This is a genomic window from Pseudonocardia xishanensis, assembly GCF_039541715.1.
Lineage (GTDB): Bacteria > Actinomycetota > Actinomycetes > Mycobacteriales > Pseudonocardiaceae > Pseudonocardia > Pseudonocardia xishanensis.
Map to the genome: position 1 here is coordinate 88,219 of NZ_BAABGT010000027.1, position 26,050 is coordinate 114,268.

At 74.0% G+C, this 26,050-nt stretch carries 27 protein-coding genes and 1 tRNA gene; 13 read left to right on the forward strand and 15 right to left on the reverse strand.

The features are described 5' to 3' along the window. Positions 1–55: 55 nt before the first annotated feature. Positions 56–2,497, reverse strand: a complete 2,442-nt coding sequence (locus ABD993_RS10060) for a DEAD/DEAH box helicase (RefSeq protein ID WP_425568937.1) — start codon at positions 2,495–2,497, stop codon at positions 56–58. 54 nt (positions 2,498–2,551) lie between these two features. Then, positions 2,552–3,553, reverse strand: a complete 1,002-nt coding sequence (locus ABD993_RS10065; RefSeq protein WP_345415009.1) for a serine hydrolase — start codon at positions 3,551–3,553, stop codon at positions 2,552–2,554. Positions 3,554–3,856: 303 nt separating this feature from the next. Between ABD993_RS10065 and ABD993_RS10070 the strand changes: the two genes are divergently transcribed. From ABD993_RS10070 to topA, 5 genes are all read left to right on the forward strand, one after another. After that, positions 3,857–6,163 carry a sodium-translocating pyrophosphatase gene (locus tag ABD993_RS10070; RefSeq protein ID WP_345415286.1) on the forward strand — a complete coding sequence of 769 codons (2,307 nt, stop codon included), beginning with the start codon at positions 3,857–3,859 and terminating at the stop codon, positions 6,161–6,163. 145 nt (positions 6,164–6,308) lie between these two features. Further along, complete coding sequence (locus ABD993_RS10075; RefSeq protein WP_345415011.1) at positions 6,309–6,842, forward strand: hypothetical protein; 534 nt, start codon at positions 6,309–6,311, stop codon at positions 6,840–6,842. A gap of 97 nt (positions 6,843–6,939) precedes the next feature. Beyond that, the gene (locus ABD993_RS10080; RefSeq protein WP_345415013.1) at positions 6,940–7,530 is read left to right on the forward strand and encodes a hypothetical protein; all 591 of its coding nucleotides are present in this window, start codon (positions 6,940–6,942) and stop codon (positions 7,528–7,530) included. Between the two features lie 47 nt (positions 7,531–7,577). Beyond that, positions 7,578–8,462, forward strand: coding sequence for a hypothetical protein (locus ABD993_RS10085; protein ID WP_345415015.1), 885 nt, complete (start codon positions 7,578–7,580; stop codon positions 8,460–8,462). A 422-nt stretch (positions 8,463–8,884) separates the two neighbouring features. Beyond that, on the forward strand, positions 8,885–11,623 hold the full coding sequence (gene topA, locus ABD993_RS10090) for a type I DNA topoisomerase (protein ID WP_345415289.1): 2,739 nt from the start codon (positions 8,885–8,887) through the stop codon (positions 11,621–11,623). Positions 11,624–11,666: 43 nt separating this feature from the next. Here topA and ABD993_RS10095 read toward each other — a convergent pair whose 3' ends face one another. Together ABD993_RS10095 and ABD993_RS10100 are read right to left on the reverse strand one after the other, a co-directional pair. After that, positions 11,667–11,885, reverse strand: a complete 219-nt coding sequence (locus ABD993_RS10095; protein WP_345415017.1) for a hypothetical protein — start codon at positions 11,883–11,885, stop codon at positions 11,667–11,669. A 305-nt stretch (positions 11,886–12,190) separates the two neighbouring features. Continuing rightward, positions 12,191–12,658: a GatB/YqeY domain-containing protein gene (locus ABD993_RS10100; RefSeq protein WP_345415019.1), complete on the reverse strand. Its 468-nt coding sequence runs from the start codon at positions 12,656–12,658 to the stop codon at positions 12,191–12,193. Positions 12,659–12,682: 24 nt separating this feature from the next. Between ABD993_RS10100 and ABD993_RS10105 the strand changes: the two genes are divergently transcribed. Both ABD993_RS10105 and ABD993_RS10110 read left to right on the forward strand, forming a co-directional pair. Continuing rightward, positions 12,683–13,618, forward strand: a complete 936-nt coding sequence (locus ABD993_RS10105; protein ID WP_345415021.1) for a metallophosphoesterase — start codon at positions 12,683–12,685, stop codon at positions 13,616–13,618. Between the two features lie 30 nt (positions 13,619–13,648). Continuing rightward, a tRNA-Pro gene (locus tag ABD993_RS10110) sits at positions 13,649–13,722 on the forward strand. Positions 13,723–13,764: 42 nt separating this feature from the next. Here the strand turns inward: ABD993_RS10110 and ABD993_RS10115 are convergent. From ABD993_RS10115 to ABD993_RS10140, 6 genes are all read right to left on the reverse strand, one after another. Then, positions 13,765–13,935 carry a hypothetical protein gene (locus ABD993_RS10115; protein ID WP_345415023.1) on the reverse strand — a complete coding sequence of 57 codons (171 nt, stop codon included), beginning with the start codon at positions 13,933–13,935 and terminating at the stop codon, positions 13,765–13,767. 59 nt (positions 13,936–13,994) lie between these two features. After that, on the reverse strand, positions 13,995–14,120 hold the full coding sequence (locus ABD993_RS10120) for a hypothetical protein (protein WP_345415025.1): 126 nt from the start codon (positions 14,118–14,120) through the stop codon (positions 13,995–13,997). Beyond that, positions 14,120–15,493, reverse strand: coding sequence for a carboxylesterase/lipase family protein (locus tag ABD993_RS10125; protein WP_345415026.1), 1,374 nt, complete (start codon positions 15,491–15,493; stop codon positions 14,120–14,122). Before ABD993_RS10125 ends, ABD993_RS10120 begins: the two co-directional genes overlap by 1 nt. Before the next feature lie 44 nt (positions 15,494–15,537). Next, positions 15,538–16,395 (reverse strand): excalibur calcium-binding domain-containing protein, encoded by an 858-nt coding sequence (locus tag ABD993_RS10130; protein WP_345415028.1) that lies wholly within the window; start codon positions 16,393–16,395, stop codon positions 15,538–15,540. A 72-nt stretch (positions 16,396–16,467) separates the two neighbouring features. Continuing rightward, positions 16,468–16,695, reverse strand: coding sequence for a hypothetical protein (locus tag ABD993_RS10135; RefSeq protein ID WP_345415030.1), 228 nt, complete (start codon positions 16,693–16,695; stop codon positions 16,468–16,470). After that, on the reverse strand, positions 16,692–17,462 hold the full coding sequence (locus ABD993_RS10140) for an ArsR/SmtB family transcription factor (RefSeq protein WP_425568939.1): 771 nt from the start codon (positions 17,460–17,462) through the stop codon (positions 16,692–16,694). Before ABD993_RS10140 ends, ABD993_RS10135 begins: the two co-directional genes overlap by 4 nt. A 91-nt stretch (positions 17,463–17,553) precedes the next feature. On the opposite strand from ABD993_RS10140, the gene ABD993_RS10145 reads away from it, so the two are divergent. Then, entirely contained in the window at positions 17,554–18,201 is a 648-nt protein-coding gene (locus ABD993_RS10145; RefSeq protein ID WP_345415032.1) for a hypothetical protein, read from the forward strand. Positions 18,202–18,259: 58 nt separating this feature from the next. Then, positions 18,260–18,844: a TetR/AcrR family transcriptional regulator gene (locus ABD993_RS10150; RefSeq protein ID WP_345415034.1), complete on the forward strand. Its 585-nt coding sequence runs from the start codon at positions 18,260–18,262 to the stop codon at positions 18,842–18,844. On the opposite strand, the gene ABD993_RS10155 is transcribed toward ABD993_RS10150, so the two are convergent. Further along, a complete protein-coding gene (locus ABD993_RS10155) occupies positions 18,841–19,281 on the reverse strand; it encodes a DUF1707 SHOCT-like domain-containing protein (protein ID WP_345415036.1) in 441 nt (146 codons plus the stop codon). The two genes, ABD993_RS10150 and ABD993_RS10155, sit on opposite strands and share 4 nt — an antisense overlap. Positions 19,282–19,359: 78 nt before the next feature. Between ABD993_RS10155 and uraD the strand changes: the two genes are divergently transcribed. From uraD to ABD993_RS10170, 3 genes are all read left to right on the forward strand, one after another. Then, positions 19,360–19,845 (forward strand): 2-oxo-4-hydroxy-4-carboxy-5-ureidoimidazoline decarboxylase, encoded by a 486-nt coding sequence (gene uraD / locus ABD993_RS10160; protein WP_345415038.1) that lies wholly within the window; start codon positions 19,360–19,362, stop codon positions 19,843–19,845. 1 nt (position 19,846) lies between these two features. Further along, positions 19,847–21,664, forward strand: coding sequence for a S9 family peptidase (locus ABD993_RS10165; protein WP_345415040.1), 1,818 nt, complete (start codon positions 19,847–19,849; stop codon positions 21,662–21,664). 74 nt (positions 21,665–21,738) lie between these two features. Continuing rightward, on the forward strand, positions 21,739–22,776 hold the full coding sequence (locus ABD993_RS10170) for a GNAT family N-acetyltransferase (RefSeq protein ID WP_345415042.1): 1,038 nt from the start codon (positions 21,739–21,741) through the stop codon (positions 22,774–22,776). Here ABD993_RS10170 and arsC read toward each other — a convergent pair. Together arsC and ABD993_RS10180 are read right to left on the reverse strand one after the other, a co-directional pair. Beyond that, a complete protein-coding gene (gene arsC / locus ABD993_RS10175; RefSeq protein ID WP_345415044.1) occupies positions 22,773–23,120 on the reverse strand; it encodes an arsenate reductase (glutaredoxin) in 348 nt (115 codons plus the stop codon). The genes ABD993_RS10170 and arsC overlap by 4 nt on opposite strands. A 9-nt stretch (positions 23,121–23,129) precedes the next feature. Beyond that, positions 23,130–23,537, reverse strand: a complete 408-nt coding sequence (locus tag ABD993_RS10180) for a pyridoxamine 5'-phosphate oxidase family protein (RefSeq protein WP_345415046.1) — start codon at positions 23,535–23,537, stop codon at positions 23,130–23,132. A 426-nt stretch (positions 23,538–23,963) separates the two neighbouring features. Here ABD993_RS10180 and ABD993_RS10185 point away from each other — a divergent pair, with 426 nt between their 5' ends. Further along, positions 23,964–24,989 (forward strand): endonuclease/exonuclease/phosphatase family protein, encoded by a 1,026-nt coding sequence (locus ABD993_RS10185; protein ID WP_345415048.1) that lies wholly within the window; start codon positions 23,964–23,966, stop codon positions 24,987–24,989. On the opposite strand, the gene ABD993_RS10190 is transcribed toward ABD993_RS10185, so the two are convergent. Both ABD993_RS10190 and ABD993_RS10195 read right to left on the reverse strand, forming a co-directional pair. Then, the gene (locus ABD993_RS10190) at positions 24,976–25,539 is read right to left on the reverse strand and encodes a carboxymuconolactone decarboxylase family protein (protein WP_345415050.1); all 564 of its coding nucleotides are present in this window, start codon (positions 25,537–25,539) and stop codon (positions 24,976–24,978) included. The two genes, ABD993_RS10185 and ABD993_RS10190, sit on opposite strands and share 14 nt — an antisense overlap. Beyond that, on the reverse strand, positions 25,539–26,048 hold the full coding sequence (locus ABD993_RS10195) for a CoA transferase (protein WP_345415052.1): 510 nt from the start codon (positions 26,046–26,048) through the stop codon (positions 25,539–25,541). Before ABD993_RS10195 ends, ABD993_RS10190 begins: the two co-directional genes overlap by 1 nt. Between the last annotated feature and the right edge of the window lie 2 nt (positions 26,049–26,050).

A 26,050-nucleotide genomic window follows, 5' to 3' on the forward strand; every position in this document is an offset into this window, starting at 1 on the left:
AGCGGCCCCCGCCGCCTCCGTGCGGAGGGCGGGCGCGACACGGCGCCGGCGGAGGTCAGCCGCGGAGCGCGCCCAACACCACGTCCAGCACCCGCACCGCTCCGGCCTTGTCCAACGGGTTGTTCCCGTTGCCGCACTTGGGGGACTGCACACACGAGGGACACCCGGTTCGGCAGCCGCAGTCCCGGATGGCCGAGCGCGTGGCCCGGAGCCAGCGCTCCAGCACGGCGTGCCCGCGCTCGGCCAGCCCCGCGCCGCCGGGGTGTCCGTCGTGGACGAACACGGTGGGCAGGCCGGTGTCCGGGTGCAGGGCCGTGGACAGCCCGCCGATGTCCCAGCGGTCGCAGATCGCGAAAAGCGGGAGGAGCCCGATGGCGGCGTGCTCGGCGGCGTGCAGCGCGCCGGGGATCCGGGCGCCGTCGATGCCCGCGTCGGCCAGCGCCGCGTCGTCGATCGTGTACCAGACCGAGCGGGTCTCCAGCTCCTGCGCGGGCATGGTCAGGGGCACGGTCTCCAGCACGGTGCCGTCCGCCGCGCGGCGCTGGTAGGCCACGACCTGCCCGGTCACCCGGACGTCGCCGAAGAACACCGACACCGGCCCGTGGTCGCTGCGGCTGTGCACCGCGACGACCTCGACGTCCGCGGTCGAGCGGGAGTCGGTGCGCCACTCCGGCTCCTCCGGGTGCAGCAGCGCCACGCCGGCCTCGAGGTCGAGCTCGTCCACCACGTAGCTCTCGCCGCGGTGCAGGTAGACCGCACCGGCGTGGACGCTGCCCGGGGCGGAGGCGCCGTCGACCGTACCGAGCATGCGTCCGGTCGCCGCCTCGACCAGGGCGACCTGGCCGAGGCCGGAGCCGCGGATGTCCACGGACGCGGCGGGCTGCTCCCGGGTGGAGGGCCAGAACCAGCCGGTGGGCCGCCGCCGCAGCACCCCGTCCGAGACCAGCTCATCCAGCAGCCGCGCGGCCACCTCTCCCCCGAAGACCTCCGCGACGTCCTCCGGGGTCACCGGCAGCTCGGCCGCGGCGCAGACGAGCTGCGGGGCCAGCACGTAGGGGTTGCCGGGATCCAGCACGCAGCTCTCCACCGGGGCGCCGATCAACGCGCGCGGATGGTGGACGAGGTAGGTGTCCATCGGGTCGTCCCGCGCCACCAGGACGACGAGGGCCTCGTCCGCGGCGCGTCCGGCCCGGCCCGCCTGCTGCCAGAAGGATGCCCGGGTGCCGGGGAACCCGGCCACGATCACCGCGTCCAGCCCCGCGATGTCGACCCCCAGCTCCAGGGCGTTCGTGGTGGCGACGCCGAGCAGCTCGCCGCTCATCAGGGCCGCCTCCAGCTCGCGGCGCTCCTCGGGCAGGTACCCGCCGCGGTAGGCGGAGATCCGGTCGACCAGCGCCCGGTCCACGTCCGCGACGATGCGGCGCGCCCCGAGCGCGGTGGTCTCCGCGCCGCGCCGGGACCGCACGAAGGCCAGGCTGCGGGCGCCCTCGATCACGAGGTCGGCCAGCATCCGCGAGGACTCCGTGGAGGCGGGCCGCCGGACCGGCGCGCCGTTCTCCCCGGTGAGCTCGGGCAGCAGCGGGGGCTCCCACAGGGCGACCGTGCGACCGGCCGACGGCGAGCCGTCCTCGGTCACGGCCCGCACCTCGCGGCCGGTCAGCACACTGGCGAACTCGCCGGGTCGGGCCACGGTGGCCGAGGCCAGCACGATCGTCGGCGTGGCGCCGTAGCGGCGCGCCACCCGCAGCAGCCTGCGCAGGAGCAGGGCCACGTGCGAGCCGAAGACCCCCCGGTAGGTGTGGCACTCGTCCACGACGACGTAGCTCAGCCTGCGCAGGAAGGCCGACCAGCGCCCGTGCCGGGGCAGCACCGAGCGGTGCAGCATGTCCGGGTTGCTGAAGATCCAGCGGCTGTGCCGGCGGATCCAGTCACGTTCGTCCATCGGGACGTCCCCGTCGAGGGCCGCCGGGCGGATGCCCTCGAGGTCGAGCCCCCGCAGCGCCCGCAGCTGGTCCGCGGCCAGGGCCTTGGTCGGCGAGAGGTACAGGGCGGTGGCGCGCGGATCGGTGGACAGCCGGGTGAGCACCGGCAGCTGGTAGACCAGCGACTTTCCCGACGCCGTGCCGGTGGCCACGACCACGTCCCGGCCGGCGTGCGCGTGCTCCGCGCCCTCCGCCTGGTGGCTCCAGGGCTGTGTGACGCCGGTGGTCCGGAAGGCCGAGACCACCTCCGGCGCCGCCCAGTCCGGCCACGGCACTGCGCGGCCCGCCCGCGGCGGCAGCCGCACGGCGTGTCGCAGTGGGCTGAGCGGATCGGCGGCGGCCTCGTCCTCCTCCGAGCCGGGCTGCTGCGGCGGCAGCTCCCCGGAGGGCCCCAGCTCGATCACCGGCACACCCGGTTCGATCCCGGAGCCCGCGAGCACCCGGTCCAACAGCTCCAGGCCGCGGGCGGACCGGAGCGCGGGCACCTCCGGGTCGACGATCCGCTGGTCCTGCACGACAGCGAGGCTCGCATACCCCACCGACACTCCGGGCGGCGGTCGGTCCGGCGGTCAGTCCGCGGGGGCCGCCTGCGCCAGCGTCGCCGCCACGGCCTCGCCGATCGAGGTCAGCCCCGCCCGGGCACGCTCCCACCCGCCCGCCCGCGGCTGGATGCTGAGCAGCGCCACCACGAACCGGGCCTCGGCGCCCACCACACCCGCACTGTGCAGGTAGTAGCGCCGTTCGAAGCAACACATCCAGCCCTGTTTCACGGCCACCTGCCCGGCCTGCAGCCCGACGCTCGCGGCGAGCAGCCCGAAGTCCTGGGCGAACCCGTCCCGTGCCGTCGGCGGCGCGGCGCGCAGCGCGCCGAGGATCAGGTCGCGGTCCGCGGCCGGGAGGTCCAGGACGTGGTCGTAGAGCCGGACACCGTCCTCCGCGCTCACCCGCATCTCGCCCCACTGCGACGGATCCCGGGGGTCCCGGGTGCCGGTCAGCCCGAGCCGGGCCGAGACCCGCGAGGCCGCTTCGGCGCCGCCGAACCGCGACCACAACGCGTTCATCGCCGAGTCGTCGCTCGGCCCGAGGGCCCGGCGGAGAAGGTCGAGGTCCCGGGCGGTCACCACCAGCCCCTCCGTCCGCCGCCGGTCGACCACGTCGATCGCGAGCACGACCTTGGACAGCGACGCCGTGTAGGTCGGTTCGTCGGCGGCCCCGGCCGAGGCGGACTCCCCGAGCTCGCGGTCCCACACCGTGACCCGCAGGTCCATGCCCTGCACCAGCCCGGCGGCCGCCACCGCGGCGGCGACGGCGGAGGCGGCGAACCCGGACTCCGGCAGCGGCTCGGGTTCGGGCTCGGGTTCGGGCTCCTCCACGCGTGGCGCGAAGGCCCACGGTGCCGTGGAGCCCCCCGACCGGACCGGCCCGAACAGCGAGCCGAAGGCGACCTCGACACCGGCCGCGGAGCCGGCGGGAGAGCCTGCCGGGGGTTCGACCGCGGGCAGCCCGCCGCGCGCCGACGCGGGGGTCGTCGGCGCGAGGAACAGAGCGGGCGCGACCGCCAGAACGACCACCGCGGCCGCGAGGCCGCTCCGGCGAGTCCCGCTGACGATGCGGCCTCTGTAGATGATTGTTCAATGATCGCGGGCCCGCGGCCCGGCAAGCGGATCGCTGTGTCCTCAATCACCCATCCCCCTCCAGGGGGAGGGTGCTGTGGATCTCAACTGCGATATCGGACACACTCTCCGTGCGCGTCCGGCCGTCGCAGCGTCGTGGCGGCCGGGGCGCTCGACGTCAGGGCTGCCGTCGCGCGATCTCGACCGGGGCAACCCACTGCGGCCGACGACCTGACGCACTGCGACGCAACAGGAGGTCGGATGTCCGTGCCCGCTATGGGCCTCGCGCTGGGATCGGGGGATCGGATCGTCGTCGGCGTCGTCGCCGTCGTCGCCCTCGCCGCCCTGGCCATCGGCTACAAGCTGCTCCGGGAGGTGTTGGCCGCCGACCCGGGCACCCCCGAGATGCAGAGGATCGGTGAGGCCGTCCAGGAGGGCGCCCAGGCCTATCTCAGACGACAGTTCAAGACGCTCGGCATCTTCGTCGTGATCGTCTTCCTGCTGCTGTTCGCCCTTCCCGCGGACGACATCGGCGAACGCATCGGCCGGTCCATCTTCTTCATCATCGGCGCGGGCTTCTCCGCGACCATCGGCTACCTCGGCATGTGGCTCGCCACCCGCGCGAACATCCGCGTCGCCTCGGCGTCGCGGGAGCCGGGAGGGCGCGAGAAGGCCACCCGGATCGCGTTTCGCACCGGCGGCGTCGTCGGTATGTTCACGGTCGGGCTCGGGCTGTTCGGGGCCTCGGTCGTCGTGCTCGTCTACGCCGGTCAGGCCCCGAAGGTGCTGGAGGGCTTCGGCTTCGGCGCCGCCCTGCTCGCGATGTTCATGAGGGTCGGCGGCGGCATCTTCACCAAGGCCGCGGACGTCGGCGCCGACCTCGTCGGCAAGGTCGAGCAGGGCATCCCGGAGGACGACCCGCGCAACGCCGCCACCATCGCGGACAACGTGGGGGACAACGTCGGCGACTGCGCGGGCATGGCCGCGGACCTGTTCGAGTCCTACGCCGTCATGCTCGTCGCGGCGCTGATCCTCGGCAGCGCGGCGTTCGGTCTGCAGGGCCTGCTGTTCCCGCTGATCATCCCCGCGATCGGCGTGCTGACCGCGGTGCTCGGCGTCTACATCACCCGCACCCGGGTCGGCGAGGGCAGCCTCAAGACGATCAACCGCAGCTTCTACATCTCCGCCGGGGTGTCCGCGGTGCTCTGCGCGATCGCGGCCTTCGTCTACCTGCCGTCCAGCTGGTCCGGGCTGACCAACCCGACGGACTCCTCCGTCGTCCCGGACATGGGCGGGGCGGACCCGCGGGTGATCGCCACGATCGCGGTGCTCATCGGCATCGTGCTGGCGGCGGCCATCCTCAAGCTGACCGGGTACTTCACCGGCACCGAGGACAAGCCCGTGCAGGACGTCGGGAAGTCGTCGCTGACCGGCGCCGCGACCGTCATCCTGTCCGGTATCTCGATCGGCTTCGAGTCCGCCGTCTACACCGCGCTGGTGATCAGCGCGGCGGTGTTCGGCGCGTTCACCCTGGCCACCGGCTCGATCACGGTGGCGCTGTTCGCCGTGGCACTGGCCGGGACCGGCCTGCTCACCACGGTCGGCGTCATCGTCGCGATGGACACCTTCGGCCCCGTCGCGGACAACGCGCAGGGCATCGCGGAGATGTCCGGGGACGTCGAGGGCGAGGGTGTCGACATCCTCACCGAGCTCGACGCCGTCGGGAACACCACCAAGGCGATCACCAAGGGCATCGCGATCGCCACGGCCGTGCTCGCGGCGACCGCATTGTTCGGCTCCTACCGGGATGCGATCTCGCAGGCCCTGGCCAAGGCAGGCGTCTCACTGCAGGACGCGGGCACGGCGTTCGCCAACGAGGTGTTCGCCCCGAACACCCTGGTCGGCGTGATCATCGGCGCCTCGGTGGTGTTCATGTTCTCCGGGCTGGCGATCAACGCGGTCACCCGGGCGGCGGGCGCCATCGTGTTCGAGGTGCGCCGCCAGTTCCGGGAGAACCCCGGGATCATGGAGGGCACGGTGCGGCCGGAGTACGGGCGCGTCGTGGACATCTGCACCCGTGACTCGCTGCGCGAGCTCGCCACCCCCGGCCTGCTGGCGATCTTCGCCCCGATCGCGGTCGGGTTCGGCCTCGGCGTCGGGCCGCTGGCAGGCTACCTCGCGGGCGCGATCGCGTCCGGCACGCTGATGGCGATCTTCCTCGCGAACTCGGGCGGTGCCTGGGACAACGCGAAGAAGCTCGTGGAGGACGGCAACCACGGCGGCAAGGGGTCCCCGGCGCACGAGGCCACGGTCATCGGGGACACCGTCGGCGACCCGTTCAAGGACACCGCGGGCCCGGCCATCAACCCGCTGATCAAGGTGATGAACCTGGTCTCGGTGCTGATCGCCCCGGCCGTCGTGGTGTTCAGCGTGGGCGACAGCGCGTCCACGCCGATCCGGATCATCATCGCGCTGGTCGCGGTGGCGATCATCGTCGCGGCGGTCACGGTGTCCAAGCGCCGCTCGTCGTCCATCCAGGACGCCCCCGCGGACAGCCCGGTGGGCTGATCGGAGCAGGGTCCTCTCGCCCGACCTGCGGGCCCTCTCGGCGACCAACGAGGCCGCTCGTCCCCCACCGGGGCGGGCGGCCTCGTTCGTCCGCACCGCAGGCCGCTACCGTCTCAGCGCCCTGGAGCCGACACGTGGAGGACGGATGAGGATGCGGTGGGGCCGCCCGGCCGCGGCGGCGGCGGCCGTCTGCGGCCTGGTCCTCGCGGGCTGCGGCGGCGCGAGCGAGCAGGAGACCGTCGACTGGGCGAACGGGCTGTGCAGCTCGTACTCGACCTTCCGCGAGGCCGCGCTCGTCGGGCCCGCCCCGGCGGCCGACCCGGCGGGCCAGGCCAAGAGCCTGTCGGTCTACCTCGGCGACACGGCGTCGTCGCTGGACACCGCCCTGAGCCGGCTCGATGAGCTGGGCGCGGCTCCGGTGGCGGGCGGCGACCAGGCGGTGACCAAGTTCCGGGACCAGCTGACGCGCTACCGGTCCGCGTTCCAGCTGGCCCGCACCCAGGTGGACGGGCTGAACCTGAGGTCGTCGACCCTGCAGCGGGACATGGAGGGCGCCGTCGCCCCGGTGCTGGGCCTGCAGGACACCGACCAGGACCCACTGGCCGGCCTGGACGCGGCCGTCACCGACGCCGCCGCCAAGGCTCCGGCCTGCCAGGACCTGTCCCGACTGCGCAACTGACTGCGCAACTGACTGCGCCCCTGACGGACGCCGTTCGTCGCGTAGGGTCGCCCACGGTCCGCAGACAGTCCGCAGTCAACCGTCCCCAGGAGGCGTCGTGTTCCGCCCGTCCCGGCTCGCCGCCGCCGTCGTCCTCGGTGGGGTGTTGTCGCTCAGCGGCTGCGCGAGCGTGATCACCGGAGTCCCGACGGCCGACACGGCCCCGCGGCCCGCGACCGGCCGCGGCGCCGACCCGGTCGCCTGGGTCGACCGGGTGTGCGGCGCGGTGCTCGCCTACACCACACCGGTGCTCGCCCAGCCGAACTTCGACGGCGCCGACCTCGCGGGCATCAAGCAGCGGCTCTCGGACTACCTGGCGGCGAGCCAGACCGGCCTGCAGCAGAGCCGCGACCAGCTCGCGCAGGTCGGGCCGTCCCCGGTCGGCGGGGGTGACGACACCGTCGCGCGGATCACCGCGGGCCTCGAGCAGCTGCAGAAGGACATCGGCGGCGCCAAGACCAAGGTGGACGCGGCCGACCCGAACAACGTGCCCGCCTTCCAGGCCGCCCTCGGCGAGACCCAGACCAGCCTCTCGCAGGTCACCGCCCCGGACGCGCTCGGCGACCTGCGCACCTCCCCGCGCCTGGACAAGGCGGCCCAGCAGGCCGCGAACTGCACGCAGCTGCAGACGATCACGGCGCCCCGATAGGGCGAGTCGCTCGCCACTGATCGAACAGATGTTCTATCGTGCCCGGCGTGTCCCAGCTGTCGCTGTTCTCGGCGGAGGCCCGGCCGACCTCGCTCGCCGACCTCGGCGGGATGCTCTGCGGGCCGGGCCGGATCCTGCGCTTCGGGGGCGGCATCACCGCGCGGCTGAGCCTGGACCTGGCCGACTCGGCGCGGGCGCGCGAGGTGCGGGCCGCCGCGGCGCCGTTCGGCCTGGCGTTCGAGGCCGGTGAGCGCAGCTGCGCGGGGCGCGAGCTGCGTACGGCCTACCGCCGCGATCTCGCCGTCCTGGCGCGGGAGTGGACGGGCACCGACCGCGGCAAGACGGTGCCCGCCGGCTTCCAGCTGGACGGCACGGCCCTGCGGCTGTGGGTCCTGGCCTCCGGCAGGCCGGACGGGCGCGGGGGCTATCTCCTCCCGCTCGACGGCGCCGCGCCCGGCACCCACGACCCGCTGATCGCCGCCACCACCCGCCTCGGCCTCCCGCCGGCCCGCGTCACCCTCGCCCCGTGCCCGGAGTGCGCCGAGCCGGTCGACCCGGCCGACCGCCGGCACCCGGACGACCCACCGGAGGCGACCGCCCCACCGAGCACCCGGGGTACCGCCCCCCGGCTCGCCGATCCCGAGGACGACTCGCCGGACCCCGACGGCCTCCCCGTCGTCGACCTCGCAGGGTCCGCGTCCGAGCCCGGCCCCGTCCTCGTCGACCTCACGCACCTACCCGAGCCCGCCGGCCCCGCGCCCCTCCCGACCTGCCCCGATCATCACCGCGGTCCGGAATGCCGGAGGGCCGGTCCGGCGTTGCGAATCACAGGCGTCCGGCGGATGCAACGTCTGGTCGAACTGGTCGGCCCTCCTCCGGAGGGGGTCGATCCCGCCGGATGGCCGCAGTACCGCGGCCTCACCTGGGGTTGACCAGCGAGCTACGCTGCGCACTCGCTCCCGGGTCACCGTCGGACACCCCCGACGGTGTGAGGGATGCGACAGCCGCGGTCGATGTGCGACCGTGGCGGCGCGGGACCGGCGGAGAGCAATACTGTCGGCCCAGGGTCGAACCGCGATGGCAGAGTGACCGTAGGTGACGGACCACTCCGTCGTCGCGACCGAGACCCGGAGGACGGCGGCGGACCGGTACGAGACCGGCGGCGCGGCCGGAGGGATGGAGTAGGACCAACGTGGCAACCGGAACGACGAGCACCGAGACCGACGAGCCCGCGGCGACGCCGCAGAAGAAGGCCGTCGGTACCTCCACGCGCCGCAGGACGGCCGCGTCCGGGGGTGGTCGTCGCAACGGGACGTCCGCGGCCGCACCCGCGGGCGAGCGCGTCCGCAGGCTCGTGATCGTCGAGTCGCCGACGAAGGCCAAGAAGATCCAGCCCTACCTCGGCAACGACTACGTGGTCGAGTCGAGCGTCGGCCACATCCGCGACCTGCCGCGCGGCGCTGCGGACGTGCCCGCCAAGTACAAGGGCGAGTCGTGGGCCCGGCTGGGCGTGGACGTCGACAACGAGTTCCACCCGCTCTACGTGGTCACGCCGGAGAAGCGGTCCAAGGTCTCCGAGCTGAAGGACCTGCTCAAGGACGCGGACGAGCTCCTCCTCGCGACGGACCCCGACCGCGAGGGCGAGGCCATCGCCTGGCACCTGCTGGACACCCTGCGCCCCCGCATCCCGGTGCGCCGCATGGTGTTCCACGAGATCACCGAGTCGGCCATCCGCGCCGCCGCGGAGAACACCCGCGAGCTGGACCAGGACCTGGTCGACGCGCAGGAGACCCGGCGCATCCTGGACCGCCTCTACGGCTACGAGGTCTCCCCCGTGCTGTGGAAGAAGGTCATGCCGAAGCTCTCGGCGGGCCGGGTGCAGTCGGTCGCCACGCGGCTGATCGTGCAGCGCGAGCGCGAGCGGATGGCGTTCGTCTCCGCCGGCTACTGGGACATCGCCGCGACGATGGACGCCGGGGCGGACGCGACCCCGCGCCAGTTCGGCTCCCGTCTGGTCAGCGTCGACGGCAACCGCGTCGCCACCGGCCGGGACTTCGGCCCGGACGGCAAGCTCAAGGGCTCTGCGGGGAACCCGGAGGTCACCGTCCTCGACGAGGCGAGCGCCCGCAGGCTCTCGGAGAGCCTCGAGGGCCGCGACCTCACCGTCGCCTCGGTCGACTCGAAGCCGTACACCCGCAAGCCCTATCCCCCGTTCATGACGTCGACGCTGCAGCAGGAGGCGGGCCGCAAGCTGCGCTTCTCCTCGGAGCGGACGATGCGCAGCGCGCAGCGGCTGTACGAGAACGGCTACATCACCTACATGCGTACGGACTCGACCACGCTGTCGGCGTCCGCGATCCAGGCCGCCCGTGCGCAGGCCAGGGAGCTCTACGGGGACTCCTACGTCCCGTCGTCGCCTCGGCAGTACACCCGCAAGGTGAAGAACGCCCAGGAGGCTCACGAGGCGATCCGGCCCGCGGGCGACACCTTCCGCACGCCGGGCGAGATCGCCCGCGAGGTGGACGGGGACGACTTCCGTCTCTACGAGCTGATCTGGCAGCGCACCGTCGCCTCCCAGATGGAGGACGCGCGCGGCACCACCGTCTCGATCCGGATCAACGGCAGCGCCGCGACCGGCGAGGACGTCGTGTTCGCCACCTCGGGCCGCACGATCACCTTCCCCGGGTTCCTCCGGGCGTACGTCGAGACCGTCGAGGAGGGCTCCGGCGGCCAGGCGGACGACGCCGAGTCCCGGCTGCCGAACCTGGCCGAGGGCCAGTCGCTCACCGCGGCCGAGCTCACGCCGGAGGGCCACTCGACCAACCCGCCCGCCCGCTACAGCGAGCCCAGCCTGGTCAAGCAGCTGGAGGAGCTGGGGATCGGTCGGCCGTCGACGTACGCGTCGATCATCAAGACGATCCAGGACCGCGGGTACGTGTGGAAGAAGGGTTCCGCGCTCGTCCCGTCGTGGGTCGCCTTCTCCGTCGTCGGGCTGCTGGAGCACCACTTCGGCAGGCTCGTGGACTACGACTTCACCGCGGCGATGGAGGACGAGCTGGACGCCATCTCGTCCGGCAACCTGACCCGGATCGCGTGGCTGAACGGCTTCTACTTCGGAGACGGCGCGAGCGCCGAGGGCTCGGTGGCGAAGGCGGGCGGGCTGAAGAAGCTCGTCGGCGTGAACCTCGAGGAGATCGACGCCCGCACGATCAACTCCATCCCGCTGTTCACCGACTCCGAGGGTCGCGAGGCCGTCGTGCGGGTCGGGCGGTACGGGCCGTACATGGAGCGTCCGACCGGTGAGGTCGACGCGGAGGGTAAGCCCAAGTCGCAGCGCGCCAACCTGCCCGAGGACCTGCCGCCGGACGAGCTCACCGAGGAGATCGCCGAGCAGCTGTTCTCGGTCCCGCAGGAGGGCCGCGTGCTCGGGACGGACCCGGTGACCGGGCACGAGATCGTGGCCAAGGAGGGCCGGTACGGGCCCTTCGTCACCGAGCTGCTCCCCGAGAACGACGCTGCGGAGGCCGGCGCGGCGAAGTCCAAGAAGGCGAAGACCAAGCCGCGCACCGGCTCGCTGTTCAAGGACATGACGGTCGAGACCGTCACCCTGGACGACGCGCTGAAGCTGCTGTCGCTGCCCCGGCTCGTCGGCAACGACCCCGAGTCCGGGGACGAGATCACCGCGCAGAACGGCCGCTACGGCCCGTACCTGAAGAAGGGCACGGACTCGCGGTCGCTGTCCAGCGAGGAGCAGCTCTTCACGGTGACCCTGGACGAGGCGCTGGAGATCTACAAGCAGCCCAAGCAGCGCGGCCGCCGCACCGCCGCGGCCACCCCGCCGCTGCGCGAGCTGGGCAAGGACTCCGCCACGGACAAGCCGATGGTGATCAAGGACGGCCGCTTCGGCCCCTACGTCACCGACGGCGAGACCAACGCCTCGCTGCGCAAGGGGGACTCCGTCGAGGAGATCACCGACGAGCGCGCGTCCGAGCTGCTCGCCGAACGGCGGGCCAAGGCGCCGGTGAAGAAGAAGGCCCCGGCCCGCAAGCCTGCGGCCAGGAAGCCCGCGGCGAAGAAGGCCCCGGCCAAGTAGAAGTCACGTCGTGCGATCACGCGCCCGCAGCACTACACGATGATCACGGTCGGCGACGGCGGGAGCCGGTCGTGAGCGAGGACCCGGCGGGCGCCTCGCGTTCCGGCTTCGTCCACGGGGACTGCCGGTCGGACATCTCCACGCCGGTGCTGACGACGCCCCCGAGCAGCTCGCGCAGGCCGAGCTGTCCCTCGCCGCGGGGCCCCGACCGCGCCCGCGAGCGCGTGCAGGATGCCCGTGCAGCGGTGGGATCGAGGGACACGCTCCGGGTGGTCGCGGCGCTCGTGCGCCAGGTCGCGGGGCAGGGGTTCCTGGCCGATCCGGCCGTTCGTGTACGAGGTCGGGGAGCTCCGGCGGACCGACCACGTGGCGGCGGGGTGGACCGCGGGGAACCGCGCGGACCGGGCACCGCTGTTCGTCCCCGATCCGGCGTACCCGAAGCGTGCTCGTCCCCGACATCGAGCAGGCACGGGCCCGGTCCGACGTGGCCACCCACGTGGCCCTCGTCGCCGGGGGACTGGATCCTCGAGGAGCAGGCCCGCTACCGGTGGGGCGGCCTCTGAGCCCTCAGCTGAGCAGTGACTTCACCGCGGCGGAGAGGCGCTTGCCGTCCGCTCGACCCTGGGCGGCGGCGGTGGCCTTCTTCATGACCAGCCCCATCTGGCGCGGGCCGGGGGCGGAGCCGGTCTCGGTCTCGACGTCCGCCACGGCTTGGGCGGCGACAGCGTTCAGCTCGTCGTCCGAGAGCTGGGTGGGGAGGTAGCGGGCGAGGACCTCGCCCTCCGCCCGCTCCTGGGCGGCGAGCTCCTCGCGGCCCGCGCCTGCGAAGGCCTCGGCGGACTCGGCCCGCTTCCTGGCCTCCTTGGCGATCACCCTGAGCACCTCGTCGTCCGAGAGCTCGCGGTGCTCGGTGCCGGCGACCTCGGCGGTGCCGATCGCGGTCAGGGTCAGCCGCAGGGTGGCCTTGACCAGCTCGTCCCGGGCCTTCATGGCCGCGGTCAGGTCGGCGCGCAGCTTCTCCTTCAGGGTGCTCACGTCGAGCAAAGTACCCTTGTCCCCGTGCATCCCCTCGCGCGATTCGCGCTCGGCACCGCCACCACCGGCGCGGCGGGCATCGCCTACGCCGCCGGGTACGAGCGGCGCCGCTGGACCCTGCGGGAGGCCGCGCTGCCGGTGCTCCCCGTGGACAGCAGGCCGCTGCGGATCCTGCACGTCTCCGACCTGCACCTCATGCCGGGCCAGGAGAGCAAGAAGCGCTGGGTCGCCGAGCTGGCCGCGCTCGAGCCGGACCTCGTAGTGAACACCGGGGACAACCTGTCGCACCCGAAGGCCGTGCCCGGGGTGCTCGCCTCCCTCGGCCCGCTGCTGCGCAGGCCGGGGCTGTTCGTGTTCGGCAGCAACGACTACTTCGGACCCACCCCGAAGAACCCCGCCCGCTACCTGAGGAGGTCGCAGCGGCGGATCCACGGCGCCCCGCTGCCGTGGCGGGACCTGCGGGCCGGGTTCGTCGAGCACGGCTGGCAGGACGCGACCCACCAGCGGCTGTTCCTGGAGGTCGACGGGCGACGGATCGGCGTCGTCGGGGTGGACGACCCGCACCTGTCGCTGGACCGCTACTCGAGCGTCTCCGGCCCGATGACCGCCGACCTCAAGCTCGGCCTCACCCACTCACCCGAGCCCCGGGTGCTGGACGGCATGGCGGCGGACGGCGTCGACCTGGTGCTGGCAGGCCACACGCACGGCGGGCAGCTGCGGCTGCCCGGGTACGGCGCGCTCGTCACCAACTGCGGGATCGACCGGTCCCGCGCCCGCGGGGCCTCGCGCTGGGGGACCCACACCTGGCTGCACGTGTCGGCGGGGATGGGCACCTCGCCCTACGCCCCGGTGCGCTTCGCCTGCCCGCCGGAGGCGAGCCTGCTGACCCTCGTCCCCCGGCCCACCGGCCCGGCCGCCCCGAAGGCAACCCCCGCGCAGGCCGCGGGATCGGTCAGGTAGAGTTCTCCACGGCTCGCAGGGCGGGCCATTCGGGGTGTGGCGCAGCTTGGTAGCGCGCTTCGTTCGGGACGAAGAGGTCGCAGGTTCAAATCCTGTCACCCCGACAACCAAGGCCCAGGTCGCTTCCGACCTGGGCCTTCGTCGTGTCACCGGGCGCGGTGCCGGATCGAGTGCGCGACGAGTGGGCCCGTCGACCTGATCTCGGCGTCGATGCGGCGCAGCACCTCCGCATGGCGCTCGACGTCGAAGAACTCCATCCGGCACCACGCCGTCCGGACCTCCCGCACCTCGAGCCCGGCCGCCTCGGCCGCGGCCACCTCGTCCGCCGGGTGCCGCGCCCGACGCTGTGCGGGTGTCGCGGCGTCGAACCGCTCGATCAGCTCGAACGCCGAGCTCGGCCCGACGTTCGTTCCTCGGTGGCGCGACCGTCCAGCCGGCCGTAGCCCCAGCCGCCGACATCCGCGGCGGCGGCCTCGTCGACCAGCTCGTCGAACCCGCGCATCAGCACAGCCCCAGCGGGGCGAAGTCGTGGTCCCGCCAGATCCGCCGCGACTCGACCTCCGGGTACGGCGCCACGACGGGTTCGGTGTCGAACAGCCGCACGAGCCCGGTGTCGAAGCGGGGCCAGCCGGGGTCTCCGCCGGTCGCGAAGGCGATCCAGGCGGCGCGCATGTGCGCCGAGACCGCCTCGGCGGCGGCGGGGTCCCCGATCAGCGCCGCGGGCTGCCCGTGATGGAGGTTGCCGAAGACGAGCGGGACGTCCAGCCCGTGGCAGGCACCCAGCACACCGGACCAGGTCAGCTCGTAGACCCAGGCGGTTCCCGCCCGCTCGGCGAGGTGCAGCGACGGCATGCGGAACAGCCAGTCGCCGAGCACCCACTCGTAGAGCGGCAGGGGCTCGGCGGCGGGGTAGGGCTCCGGCGCGAACACCGCCACCGAGGTGGTGATCTGCTCCTCGGTGGGCGGCGCGATCGCGGTGAACAGCCGGTGCTCGTCCCGGGTGTGCCCGACGAGCAGGTCGACGCCGTGCCGCGCCTCCCAGGGCGTGGTGGGTAGGACGTCCCCGTCGACGACGGGCGCGAACAGGATCGAGCGGTGCGCCGCCCGCCCCCACCGCCCGACGCGGGCGCCCAGACCCGCGGTGACCTCCTCGGCCGCCGCGGTGAGCAGCCCGGGATCCACGCCGGAGAGCTCCGCGACGGTCGCCGCACACCCGAGCTCGGCCGCGCACGCCCCGGCGATGTCGCGGGCGAGCTCCGGGGTGAAGAAGGTGCCCGGCACGCTCTGCGCGACGGCACGCCGGAACAGCCCCGCGGCCCGCGGCATCGCGAGCAGCGCGGCGACCGACCCTCCCCCCGCCGACTCCCCGAACACCGTGACCCGCGCCGGATCGCCGCCGAAGCCGTGGATGTTCTCCCGCACCCACTCCGGCGCGGCGACCTGGTCCAGCAGACCCCGGTTCGCGGGAGCGCCCTCGAGGTGCGCGAACCCCTCGACGCCCACCCGGTAGTTCAGGGTGACCAGCACGATCCCGTCCCGGGCGAGCCGGGAGCCGTCGTACTCCGGGAGGCCGGACGTGCCGACGGCGTAGGCGCCGCCGTGGATCCAGACCATGACGGGCAGGCCCGCCGCCAGGTCGGGGGACCAGACGTTGAGCGTGAGCCAGTCCTCGCCCGCGTCGGACAGCCCCGGCTGTGGGGGCGGCGGCCCGAACACCGACGCGTCCCGCACGCCCGTCCACGGCCTGCGGGGAGCGGGGGCGGCGAACCGCAGCCTTCCGACCGGCGGTTCCGCGAACGGGATGCCGCGGAAGACCGCGACACCCGCCTCGGTTCTGCCGCGCACCCGCCCCGCCGCCGTCCGGACCTCGACCACGCGGTGACGCTGCCACCGCGCGGCCTGCTCCGCACCCGAATTCGCTACTCGCAGGCCACGCCGTCGTTGTCGCGGTCGAGGGCGCTGCGGTAGCCGGCGTCGCCGCGGTGCAGCGGGGCGGCGCCCGCGGCCCTGGCCGCGGAGCAGTCGGCGTAGTACGCGCTCGCCGGGGCCGGGTCGGGTGCCACGACCCGCGGCGCTGCGGCGACGGGCTGCGGGGCGGCGGCCGGGACCGAACGCCGGCTCGCGACGGGCTGCTGGGCGACGGGCTGCGGGGCCACCGGCTGCCGGGCGACGGGCTGCGGCGTGACGACCGGTGCGGGCGCGGGCGCGACCACCGGCGGCTCGGCGGCCTCGCCGAGCGTGATCGGGTCACCGGCGGAGGCCTGCGCGCCGGTCCCGGGCAGCTGCGAGGTCACGGTCCCCGCCGCGACCCCGGCGACCGACCCCGTCGACGGGCCGAGCTGGACCGTGGTGAACCCGGCCAGCCGCAGCGTCTCGCGGGCCTGCACATCGCTCATCCCGACGACGTTCGGCACGGTCAGCAGCACCGGCGCGGCCGGCACCGGGGCAGCCACCGAAGCGACGGCGACGACCGGCTTCGGCGCGGCGTTCGCGGCACCGACGACCGCGACCACACTCATCAGCACGCACAGCCCGGTCCCGATCGCGCCGAGGACGAGCCCGGCACCGCTGCGGCCCGGGGTCGCCGCCGCGCCCGCGCGGAACCGGGCCCGGCCCGCGCGGGAGGCCAGCACCGCGGGGACCGTCACGACGAGACCGAGGAACGGCACCAGGCCTGCGAGCAGCCCGACCAGCCCGAGCACGAACCCGGCCGTCGCGGGCCGGTTGCCCTTCGGCGCGGACTGGACGGTGCTGCTCCACTGCTGCGTGGCGGTCATCTGTTCCCCCCGAGAGTTCGATCAGCGGAATCATCGTCCGCTGAACGGCCTATCGGGATCGGTGACGGCTCATTACGGGACGTAGTCAGAAGTGACGACGCAACCGGTGAGCAGCAGCAACAGCTCGCCCATCGGCGCCTCGGGCGGCTCGCCCCCGCCGCGCCGCCGGTCGATGTCCGTGGCGATCAGCTCGCGGCCCGGCACGCGCTTCTGCGCGTGGAAGGGGAAGGCGCGCCTCCGGACCAGGTCGGCGGCCAGGGCTGCGCTGCGCGGGACCCTCGGCCGGCTCCGGGAGATCACCGATCCGTCGTCTCCAGCAGGGTCTTGAGCTCCGAGACCAACCGCGGCCAGCCCTCGGCGACCATGGCCGCGATCGTCTCGCCCAGGTCCGAGTGCACGACCCGCAGCCTGACGACATCCCCCTCGACGTCCAGGTCGAAGGTCACCTTCGACCGCCGCTCCGCCCCGAGCCGGGCCAGGGTCTCGGCGTCGATTCCCGCCGCCTCGGCCCACTCCGGCGTGACGGTGTGCCAGGTGTAGGCGAGCCGGCGAGGCGGATCGGCCTCCAGCACGACCTGCTCCGGATCGACGGTCTCGCGTCCGTTCTCCACCCAGGTCATCGGCGCCCCCGCGCGCCAGTCCGTGGTGAACTCCACGCCCCAGTACCGCCGGGTGAACGCGGGCTCGGTGAGCGCCCGCCAGAGCTGCTCCGGGGTGGTGTGGATGTAGGTGGTGTACACGAACTCGGTCTCGGACACGGCGGCCTCCAGGGCGGTCTTGAGCTCGGTCGACGCCTGCACGCGCGGGCGGGCGTACCGGCCGATCCAGCGGGCGGCGACCTCGTCGATCGGCGCACTGTCCAGGTGGTGGCGCTTCTCGCGGCCGTGCCGGGTGGTGGCGACCAGACCCGCCGCCTCCAGCACCGCGAGGTGCTTGGTGACGGCCTGCCGGGTCACGTCCAGCCCGGCGCACAGCTCGCGCAGCGTCTGGCCGTCCCGCTCCCGCAGCCGGTCGAGCAGCAGCCTGCGGTGGCGGTCGGCGAGAGCGCGGAACACCTCCTCGGACACGGGTCGATGATAGGCAACTCCACGGTTGCCTGTCTATCCGGCGTAACGGACACCCCGGCCCGATCCGACTGCAGGGAGAGGGAGGCACTCGATGACGACCGGCCACGACCCCCACGCCCCCGTCCGCGCCGACGACCGGCCCGGGCAGGGCGGACCCGCCCGCCCGGGCTCGCCGCCGCCCGCCATCCCGTCGCCGCGGCGCCGCACCCGACCGCACGCGGCCGGTCCCCTCGACCCGCCGACCAGCCTGATCCCCACCGCCCCGCGCCCGCCCGCCCCGCGGCCGCCGATGCCGGATGCGCCGCTGGGCTCGCCGATCGGGTTCGTCTCCCGGCGGATCCCGAAGGCGCGCAGGCGGTTCCCGCTCGGTGCGGTGGTCGGAATCCTGGGTGCCGGGCTCGTCGCAGCGGCTGTGGTCCTGCCCTGGGCCACGGTGGGCGGCGCCCTGCCGATCACCGGCCTGGACGGGGCCGACGGCCGGATCGCCGTCGGCGCCGGGGGCGCACTGCTGCTCGCCGCGGCGCTGCGCTTCCAGTCCCGCGCCGGTGTGCCGCTGCGGATCCTCGCGGCAATGGCGGGGCTCGCGGCCGCCGGCGTCGCGGCGCTCGACCTCACCTCGCTGGGCAGGCTGACCGGGGACCTCGCCGCCCTCGTGCAGCCGGGCCCGGGCCTGCCGGTGCTGGCCGCGGGCGGCGTCGTCGGGCTGTCGTCGGCCTTCCTGCACAGCCGCACGACGTGAGCTACACGTCCGTCCCACACACCTGTCATGATCTTGGGGTCCGCTAGTGTCGCCGCCCATGGGACATCGCGAGGACCTGCTGGACGGCGCTGCGGACTGCTTGTACACCAAGGGGTTCGGCCGCACCACCGCCCGGGACGTCGTCGCCGTGTCCGGCACCAACCTCGCCTCGATCGGCTACCACTTCGGCTCGAAGGACGCGCTGCTCACCGAGGCCGCGGTCCGCGGCGCGAACGAGTGGGCCCAGGCGCTCGACGCCGCGCTCGGCCGGGTCGATCCCGCCGCGTCGCCGGACGACCGGGTCACGCAGACCTGGTCGGCGATCGTCGAGCTGTTCCGCACCGACCGGAAGCTCTGGACCACCTACGTCGAGTCCCTGGCCGAGGCGGCCCGCTCGCCCCGGCTGCACGACGCCCTGGTCGGGTCCCAGCGCGAGACCCGCGAGGAGCTCGCCTCGATGTTCCACGCCCTTCCGGACGACGCCGTGGAGGCCGACCGCCGCGCCCGTGTCCTGGGCGGCTTCTACCAGTCCCTGCTCACGGGCCTGATGGTCCAGTGGGTCCTCGACCCGGACACCGCCCCGACCGGCGCCGAGGTGGCCGAGGCGATCCGGATGCTGGTGGGCTCGGCGGAGCTCGCCTAGTCCCGCTCGGGGCGGCCGATGCCGAAGCCGTAGAGGGTGAGCAGGACGGCCAGCGGGGGGATGCCGCTCCACAGGAACCACGGGTAGACCGCCTCGCCGGCGGTCAGCGACACGATCCCCCACGCCACCAGGTTCACCACGGTGATCGACGTGAAGATGATCGTCAGCACCCGCATCGCGGTGCCGCCGCCGGTGTCGGAGAAGACCTTCGGCTTGCGGTCGCTCGTGGCGGGGACCCGCGCCGGGACGGCGGGGAGGTCGCGGACCAGCCGAGCCAGGTCGCCGCGCGTCCGCGCCTTCCACAGCTCGGAGGTCCGGGTGTCGAACTCGTCCAGGTCGAGCAGGCCCTCGCCCTGGGCCCACTGCAGGTGGCGGGCGGTGACCGCGCGGTCGGCGTCGGAGACCCGCATGTCCTCGGGGCGGATCGGCTCGTTCACCCCGCCATGGTGCCGGCCCCGTGCCTGTGACGTATCCGGGTTTCCCCCTGATCCCCCACGCCCGCCATCCTGTTCCGCGTGACCAGCACCGCTGCGTTCGACGCGCTCCCCCGTCCCGACGCCGTCGCCGCCCTGGTGGCGGTGTGCTCGTCCGTGACCTGGGCCGACCGGGTCGCGGCGGGCCGTCCGTACGGCGACCTGGACTCGTTGCTGGCCGCCGCCGACGCCGCACTGGCGGACCTGGACGACCTCACCGGCCCGCTCGCGGGCCACCCGCGCATCGGCGAACGGGTGCACTCGGGCTCGTCCGCCAAGGAACAGGCGGGCATGGCGGGCGCCTCCGAGCAGGTCAGGGCCGCGATGGCCGAGGGCAACGCCGAGTACGAGCGCCGGTTCGGCCACGTCTACCTGGTGTGCGCCTCCGGGCGCACCGCGGACGAGCTGCTGGCGGTGCTGCAGGATCGGCTGGGCAACACCGCCGAGGAGGAGGCCGCCCGCACGCGCAGCGAGCTGGCCGCGATCAACCGCCTGCGGCTCACCGGGCTGATCGTGCAGGATCGGTGAGGTGAGTACGCACCCCGCAGCACCCGTGCCCGAGTCCCTCTTCGCGGACGAGCGCGAGCAGCGCTGGCGGGCCCGGTTCACCGCGGTGCGGATGTCTCGGCCCGCCTGGGCGCTCGACGCGCCGGACCGCTGCGTCTACAGCTCGAACCTCAGCGGCACCACGCAGATCCACCTCTGGGACCGCGCCACCGACGAACACCGGCAGCTGACCGACCGGCCCGCGGGCACCTACCACGCCACCCTGCCGCCGGACGGCGAGACCGTCTGGTGGTTCGCCGACACCGACGGGGACGAGTTCGGCCACTGGGTCGCCCAGCCCTGGGCGGGCGGCGCGCAGACCCGCCCGCTGCCGGACGTCGAGGACGGCTACCCGGCGGGCCTGGACATCGGCCGGGAGCGGGTCGTCGTCGGCACCTCGACCGACGACGGGACGACCGTCTGGATCGCGGAACGCGGCGCCGCCGCCGAGATCCTCTACAAGAACAGCGAGGACGCGGGCGTCGGCGGGCTGTCCGAGGACGAGACGCTGGTCGCGATCAGCCATTCCGAGCACGGCGACTCGCGCCATCCCGCGCTGCGTGTGCTCACCGTGTCCGGGGAGACCGTCGCCGAGAAGTGGGACGGGCCGGGCAAGGGGCTGAGCCCGATCGCGTTCTCGCCGGTCCGCGGGGACCAGCGGCTGCTCGTCGGGCACGAGCGGCGCGGGCGTGAGGAGCTGCTGCTCTGGGACGTCGCCGCGGACACCGAGACCGAGCTCGACCTCGACCTGCCCGGCGAGCTGGACGCGGACTTCTACCCGGACGCCTCCGCCGTGCTGATCTGGCACACCCACGCGGCCCGCACCCGGCTGTACCGCTACGACCTGGGCACGGCCGAGCTCACGGAGCTGCCGACCGCGCCGGGCTGCATCGGCTCCGCGGACGTCCGGCCGGACGGCACGCTGGAGTACACGGCGTCGTCGGCGGCGCACCCGTCCGCGGTGCGCGCGCTGTCCGGGGCGGGTGACGACGTGCTGGTGCAGCTCGGGGAGCCCGCGCCGGACTCCGTCCCGGTCGAGGACCTCTGGGTCGGCGACGTGCACGCCCTCGTCGCGACGCCCGAGGGGACGGGCCCGTTCCCGACCGTGTTCACCCTGCACGGCGGCCCGCACGCCGCGGACGAGGACCGCTTCTCCCCCGCCCGGGCCGCCTGGGTGGAGGCCGGGTTCGTCGTGGTCGAGGTCAACTACCGCGGCTCGACGGGCTACGGCTCGGCCTGGCGGGACGCCATCGAGGGCAGGCCGGGGCTCACCGAGCTGGCGGACGTCGCCGCGGTGCAGGAGGCCGTCGTCGGCTCCGGGCTGGCCGACCCGGCGCGGTGCGTGGTGGAGGGCTGGTCCTGGGGCGGCTACCTCGCCCTGCTCGCCGCCGGGACCCAGCCGGAGCGCTGGGCCGCGGTGATCGGCGGGGTCCCGGTCGCGGACTACGTCGCCGCGTACGAGGACGAGATGGAGCAGCTGCGGTCCTTCGACCGGGCGCTGTTCGGGGGCTCGCCGGAGGAGGTGCCGGAGACCTACCGGGTCGCGTCGCCGCTGACCTACGTCGACCGCGTCCGCGCCCCGGTGCTGGTCCTGGCCGGGGAGAACGACCCGCGGTGCCCGATCCGGCAGATCGACAACTATCTGGACGCGCTGGCCGCCCGGGCGGACCTGCCCTACGAGGTCGCCCGGTTCGACGCGGGCCACGGCTCGCTCGTCGTGGCCGAGACCCTGCGCCACGTGGCCACCGAGATCGACTTCGCCCGCCGGGCCACGGTGCGGATCACACCGGCCAGCATCTAGGCGTCATCGCCGCGTAGCGATCTCGTAACGCGGTGCGGACACGATGGGGGTGAGTCTGCGAGGAGGCGGTCACCGTGGCGCTGTGGCGCGTGCACGTGGAGCTGGAGGATCGACCCGGTCGGCTCGGTGAGCTGGCCACGGCGGTCGGCCGCTCCGGGTGCAACATCCTGTCACTGCACGTGGTGGGGGAACCGGCGGACGACGGATCGGTGACCGACGAGCTCCTGGTCAAGATCCCCGAGTCGGTCGAGCCCGCGAGCATGGTCGCCTCGGTCGAGCAGGCGGGCATCCCGTGCACCCTGCTCGTCCGGGCGGACGCCACCGAGCTGGCGGACACGGCCACCACCGCGCTCGCCCTGGCCCGGATGGTCGCGGCCGATCCCGGCAGCGCGCCGCAGGCCGTCGCCACGTTGCTGCGGGCCCGGATCGTCGAGCCCGGCACGGCGGCTCCCGACGGGCACGTGCACACGCTGCGCGTCGGTGCGGCGCAGGTGTACCTCGGTCGGGCGTGGGCCTTCACCGCGACCGAGCTCTCCCGCGCCGCGGCCCTGCTCGAATTGTCGGCCCAGCTGTCGATGACCGGTCCGCGACCGTCGTCGGCGGGCCGCATCGACCCGATCCTGTTGCTGCGGGACGGGTCCGAGGTCCGGCTGCGCCTGGCCACCCCCGCGGACGTGCCGCTGATCGCCGCCATGCACGCCCGCTGCTCCCCCGAGAGCCGCAGCGCCCGGTTCCTCTCCGCCGCGCCGCGGCTGGAGCCGGAGGAGCTGGAGCGGCTGACCGGCACCCCGCGGACCGTGCTGGCCCTGACCGTGGACGGGGGCAGTGCGGTCGGGATGGTGGACGTCGAGCGGACCGGGGCCTCGGCCGCCGCGTTCGCCGTGATCGTCGAGGACGCCTGGCAGGAGCGGGGCCTGGGCACCGCCCTGGTCCGGCGCGCGGCCGACCTGGCCGCCGAGCTCGGCGTCGGAGAGCTCACGGCGACCACCCACACCCAGAACATGAAGGTCACCAAGCTGCTGCGCCGCGCGGGCCTGCGCCCCACCGCCGAGATCGCGGGCGGCATGCTCCGGGTCCGGGCGCCGCTGACGGCGACCCCGGCCCACCTCTAGAGAAGCTCCAGCACCGCCTCGGTCGGGCGTCCGACGACCGCGCGGTCGCCCTTGATCACGATGGGCCGCTCGATGAGGATCGGGTGGGCCACCATGGCGTCCAGCAGGGCGTCCCGGTCGGCGTCGGCGAGCCCGAGCTCCCGGTAGACCTTCTCACCCTTCCGCACGATCGCGCGCGGATCCTCGACGCCGAGCTTCGCCAGCACCGCCTCCAGGCCCGCCCGGTCCGGCGGGGTGTCGAGGTAGCGCACCACCTCGGTGTCCACCCCCTCCTCCTCCAGCAGGGCGAGGGCCTGGCGCGACTTGGTGCAGCGGGGGTTGTGCCAGAGGGTCACGTCGCTCATGCGGCGACTCTAGGCGCCGCGGCGGACGTCGTCGGGGTGGATGACCAGCCGGACGAGATCCGCGGCGAGCATGGCGTCCAGCGCGGCGGCGCTCTCGGGGTCCGCCAGGTCCCAGTACTCACCCGCGAGCCTGCGGGCCAGCTCGTCGGCGCCGTCGTCGTGCACCGTGACTCCGCCGGACACCGCGACCCACCGCTCGGTCTCACCCTCGGGCGCGGCCACGACCAGCGACGCCCAGGGGTCGGCCCGGACCCGGTCCAGCTTGGGCGCCCCGGCCATCGTGAACACCTCGACGCCCGCCGGGGTGAGCCCGAACCAGACCGGGCGGGTGACGGGCCTGCGTCCCTCGGCGGGCGCGACGGTCAGGTAGCCGTGCAGCGGGCGCTCCAACAGGGCACGGTCCTCGGTCGTCAGCACGACGGGCTCCTCTCGACGTGGTCGGCATCCTGAGCAGCGGCCCGCGCTACCGGACGGGGAGGGGCAGCACGCGGATCACCCTCGCACACCGGGGTTCATGGCGGTCTCCGAGTCCGGCCTGCTGGTGTTCGACGGCCAGTGCGGCTCTGTACCCGTGCGCTCGGCTGGTTCCGCCACATCGACCGGCGGGCGCGGGTGGCGGCTCTGCCGCTGCAGGGGCCCGGCGTGCCGGACCGCGTGGGGTGGCCGCACACCGCGGCGCCCTGCCGGGCATCACCCCGTGGTGCACCGGCCATCCGACGTCCTGCGCTCCCTGAAGCCACGCTGAGTGAATCGGCCGGGCGCCCCCCTCGCTCGGGCACACTGAGAGGCGATGAACGCCGACCCGATGAGCGGACCCGCCCTGTATCCGGGGCGAGGCCGTCGATGATCGAGCCGCCCACCGAGCGCATCCCGGTCGTCCCGCCGTCCGCGGGGCGCCCGCGCCGCCGTGGCGTGGCGGGGCGCATCGTCGGCGCGATCGCGTTCGCCCTCGTGGTGTCGGTGTTCCTCGTGCCGGATCTCTGGTTCGGTCTCGACCGCTGGAGCCCGTTCACCCAGCTGATCGCCTTCCGGCCGGTCCTGGTGGTGGCGGTGGCCGTGATGGTCGTGGTGCTCGCGCTGGTCACGGTGGGGATGCGCCGCGCCTGGCCGTTCCCCGTGGCGATGCTCGTGGTGTTGGCGCTCGGCGTCTCGATGCTGGCGCCGCGGATGGTCGCCGACCCGGCCCCGACGGGCGGCGAGACGCTGAAGGTGTTGTCGTTCAACGTCTACACCGGGGACGCGGACGTCGACGCGCTGGCGGAGACGATCCGGACCGAGCGTCCGGACGTGGTCGCGCTGCCGGAGGCGGGCGAGCGCTACCGCCAGCGGCTGCAGCCGCTGGTCGAGGACCTCGGGTACGTGAGCAAGGCCTCCGTCGGCCAGCGCTCCCAGGACGTCAACGGGGTGATCGCGCTGGTCTCGCCCCGGTTCGGGGACGTGGACTTCCGCGTCGGGCAGATCTCCGCCGACTCGCCCTTCCCCTACGTCGAGGTGTCCGGTGGCCGGATGGGCGAGCTGACCTTCGTGGCCTTCCACTCCGTGGCTCCCACCGCGGGCTCGGTCGCGCAGTGGCGGGTGGACCTCGCCGGCGCGGGCGACTGGTGCCGCACCGGACGCCCCACGGTCGTGGCCGGTGACTTCAACGCCACCCTGGATCACTCGGTGCTGCGCGAGGCGATGGCGGACTGCGGGGACGCAGCGTCCCAGCGGGGCTCGGCGCTCACCGCCACCTGGCCCACCTCCACCCCCCGCTGGCTGGGCACGGAGATCGACCACGTCTTCTCCAGCACCGGCACCGCGGAGTCCTTCGAGGTCCTGGACCTGCCCGGGAGCGACCACCGGGCGATCCTGACGACTATCCGCCTGTAGCGGGCCAGCTCGGCAGGCTGTCCTCCTTCACGACGCCTGCGGCGTTCAGGAAGCCCGCCGTCATCCGGTAGAAGCCGACCAGCAGCACCAGCTCGCACAGCTGGGCGTCCGTGTAGTGCTCGGCCAGCTCCCACCAGGTCGTGTCCGACACGTCGGTGTGGTCCAGCACCTCGTCGGTCAGCCGGAGCAGCGCGGCGTCCGCCTCGGGCCAGTCGCCGCCGAGAGCCACGCGCTCGATCTCGTCGTCGGTGAGCCCGGCGTCCCGACCGATCAGCACGTGCTGGGCCCACTCGTACTCGCTCCCGGAGCGGTACGCGGTGCGCAGGATGCAGAGCTCGCGCTCCCGGGCGGGCAGGTCGCCGCGAGTGAGGAAGAAGCCGCCGAGGACGTTGAACCGCTTCATCATCCGCGGGTGCCGGGCCATGGTCCGGAAGATCGACAGCGGCACGCCGTCGTCGTCGCTCATGGTCTTGGCCAGCAGGTCCGCGACCTCGGGCTCCGGGTCCTCGACCGGGGCGACCCGCGGATCGGAGGAGTGGGGGAGGGGCATCAGTTGACCACCTTCGCGTCTCGCAGGTCCGCGATCGCCGCGGCGTCCAGGCCCAGCCGGGCGGCGAGCACCTCGTCGGTGTGCTCGCCGAGACCGGGCAGCGTGGCCTCGCCGCCGACGAGCGAGCTGGCCACCTTGATCGGGTTCCCGACGGTGTGGATCGTGCCCAGCTCGCGGTTGCGGGTCTCCCGGCGCATCTGCCGGGCCGCGATCCGGGGGTCGTCGCGCAGGTCCTCGGTGGTGTTGACCGGCGCGGACGGCACCTTCGCCGCCCGCCGCGCGTACTGCCCGCGGCCCATCGCCTCGCCCAGGTGGTCCTGATGGGCCAGATGTTCACCCGCAACCGGTGGACGCTGCGCCAGGTGCTGGAGGAGAAGGCCCTGTGCGGCGCCACCATGGCGATGATCGGCAGCCCCACCCGGATCGCGGACGAGCTGTGCCGCTGGATGGACGAGACCGACCTCGACGGGCTTGAACGTCGCCCGGATCGTGGCCCACGAGAACGTCATCG

Bases quoted from the DNA above. Each gene is read 5' to 3' on its own strand.
- ABD993_RS10070 (WP_345415286.1), top strand. From the start codon at position 3,857: ATGTCCGTGCCCGCTATGGGCCTCGCGCTGGGATCGGGGGATCGGATC.
- ABD993_RS10075 (WP_345415011.1), top strand. From the start codon at position 6,309: ATGAGGATGCGGTGGGGCCGCCCGGCCGCGGCGGCGGCGGCCGTCTGC.
- ABD993_RS10120 (WP_345415025.1), bottom strand. From the start codon at position 14,120: ATGCGCGGGTTCGACGAGCTGGTCGACGAGGCCGCCGCCGCGGATGTC.
- ABD993_RS10130 (WP_345415028.1), bottom strand. From the start codon at position 16,395: ATGACCGCCACGCAGCAGTGGAGCAGCACCGTCCAGTCCGCGCCGAAG.
- ABD993_RS10145 (WP_345415032.1), top strand. From the start codon at position 17,554: ATGACGACCGGCCACGACCCCCACGCCCCCGTCCGCGCCGACGACCGG.
- ABD993_RS10150 (WP_345415034.1), top strand. From the start codon at position 18,260: ATGGGACATCGCGAGGACCTGCTGGACGGCGCTGCGGACTGCTTGTAC.
- arsC (WP_345415044.1), bottom strand. From the start codon at position 23,120: ATGAGCGACGTGACCCTCTGGCACAACCCCCGCTGCACCAAGTCGCGC.
- ABD993_RS10185 (WP_345415048.1), top strand. From the start codon at position 23,964: ATGATCGAGCCGCCCACCGAGCGCATCCCGGTCGTCCCGCCGTCCGCG.
- ABD993_RS10190 (WP_345415050.1), bottom strand. From the start codon at position 25,539: ATGCCCCTCCCCCACTCCTCCGATCCGCGGGTCGCCCCGGTCGAGGAC.
- ABD993_RS10195 (WP_345415052.1), bottom strand. From the start codon at position 26,048: ATGACGTTCTCGTGGGCCACGATCCGGGCGACGTTCAAGCCCGTCGAG.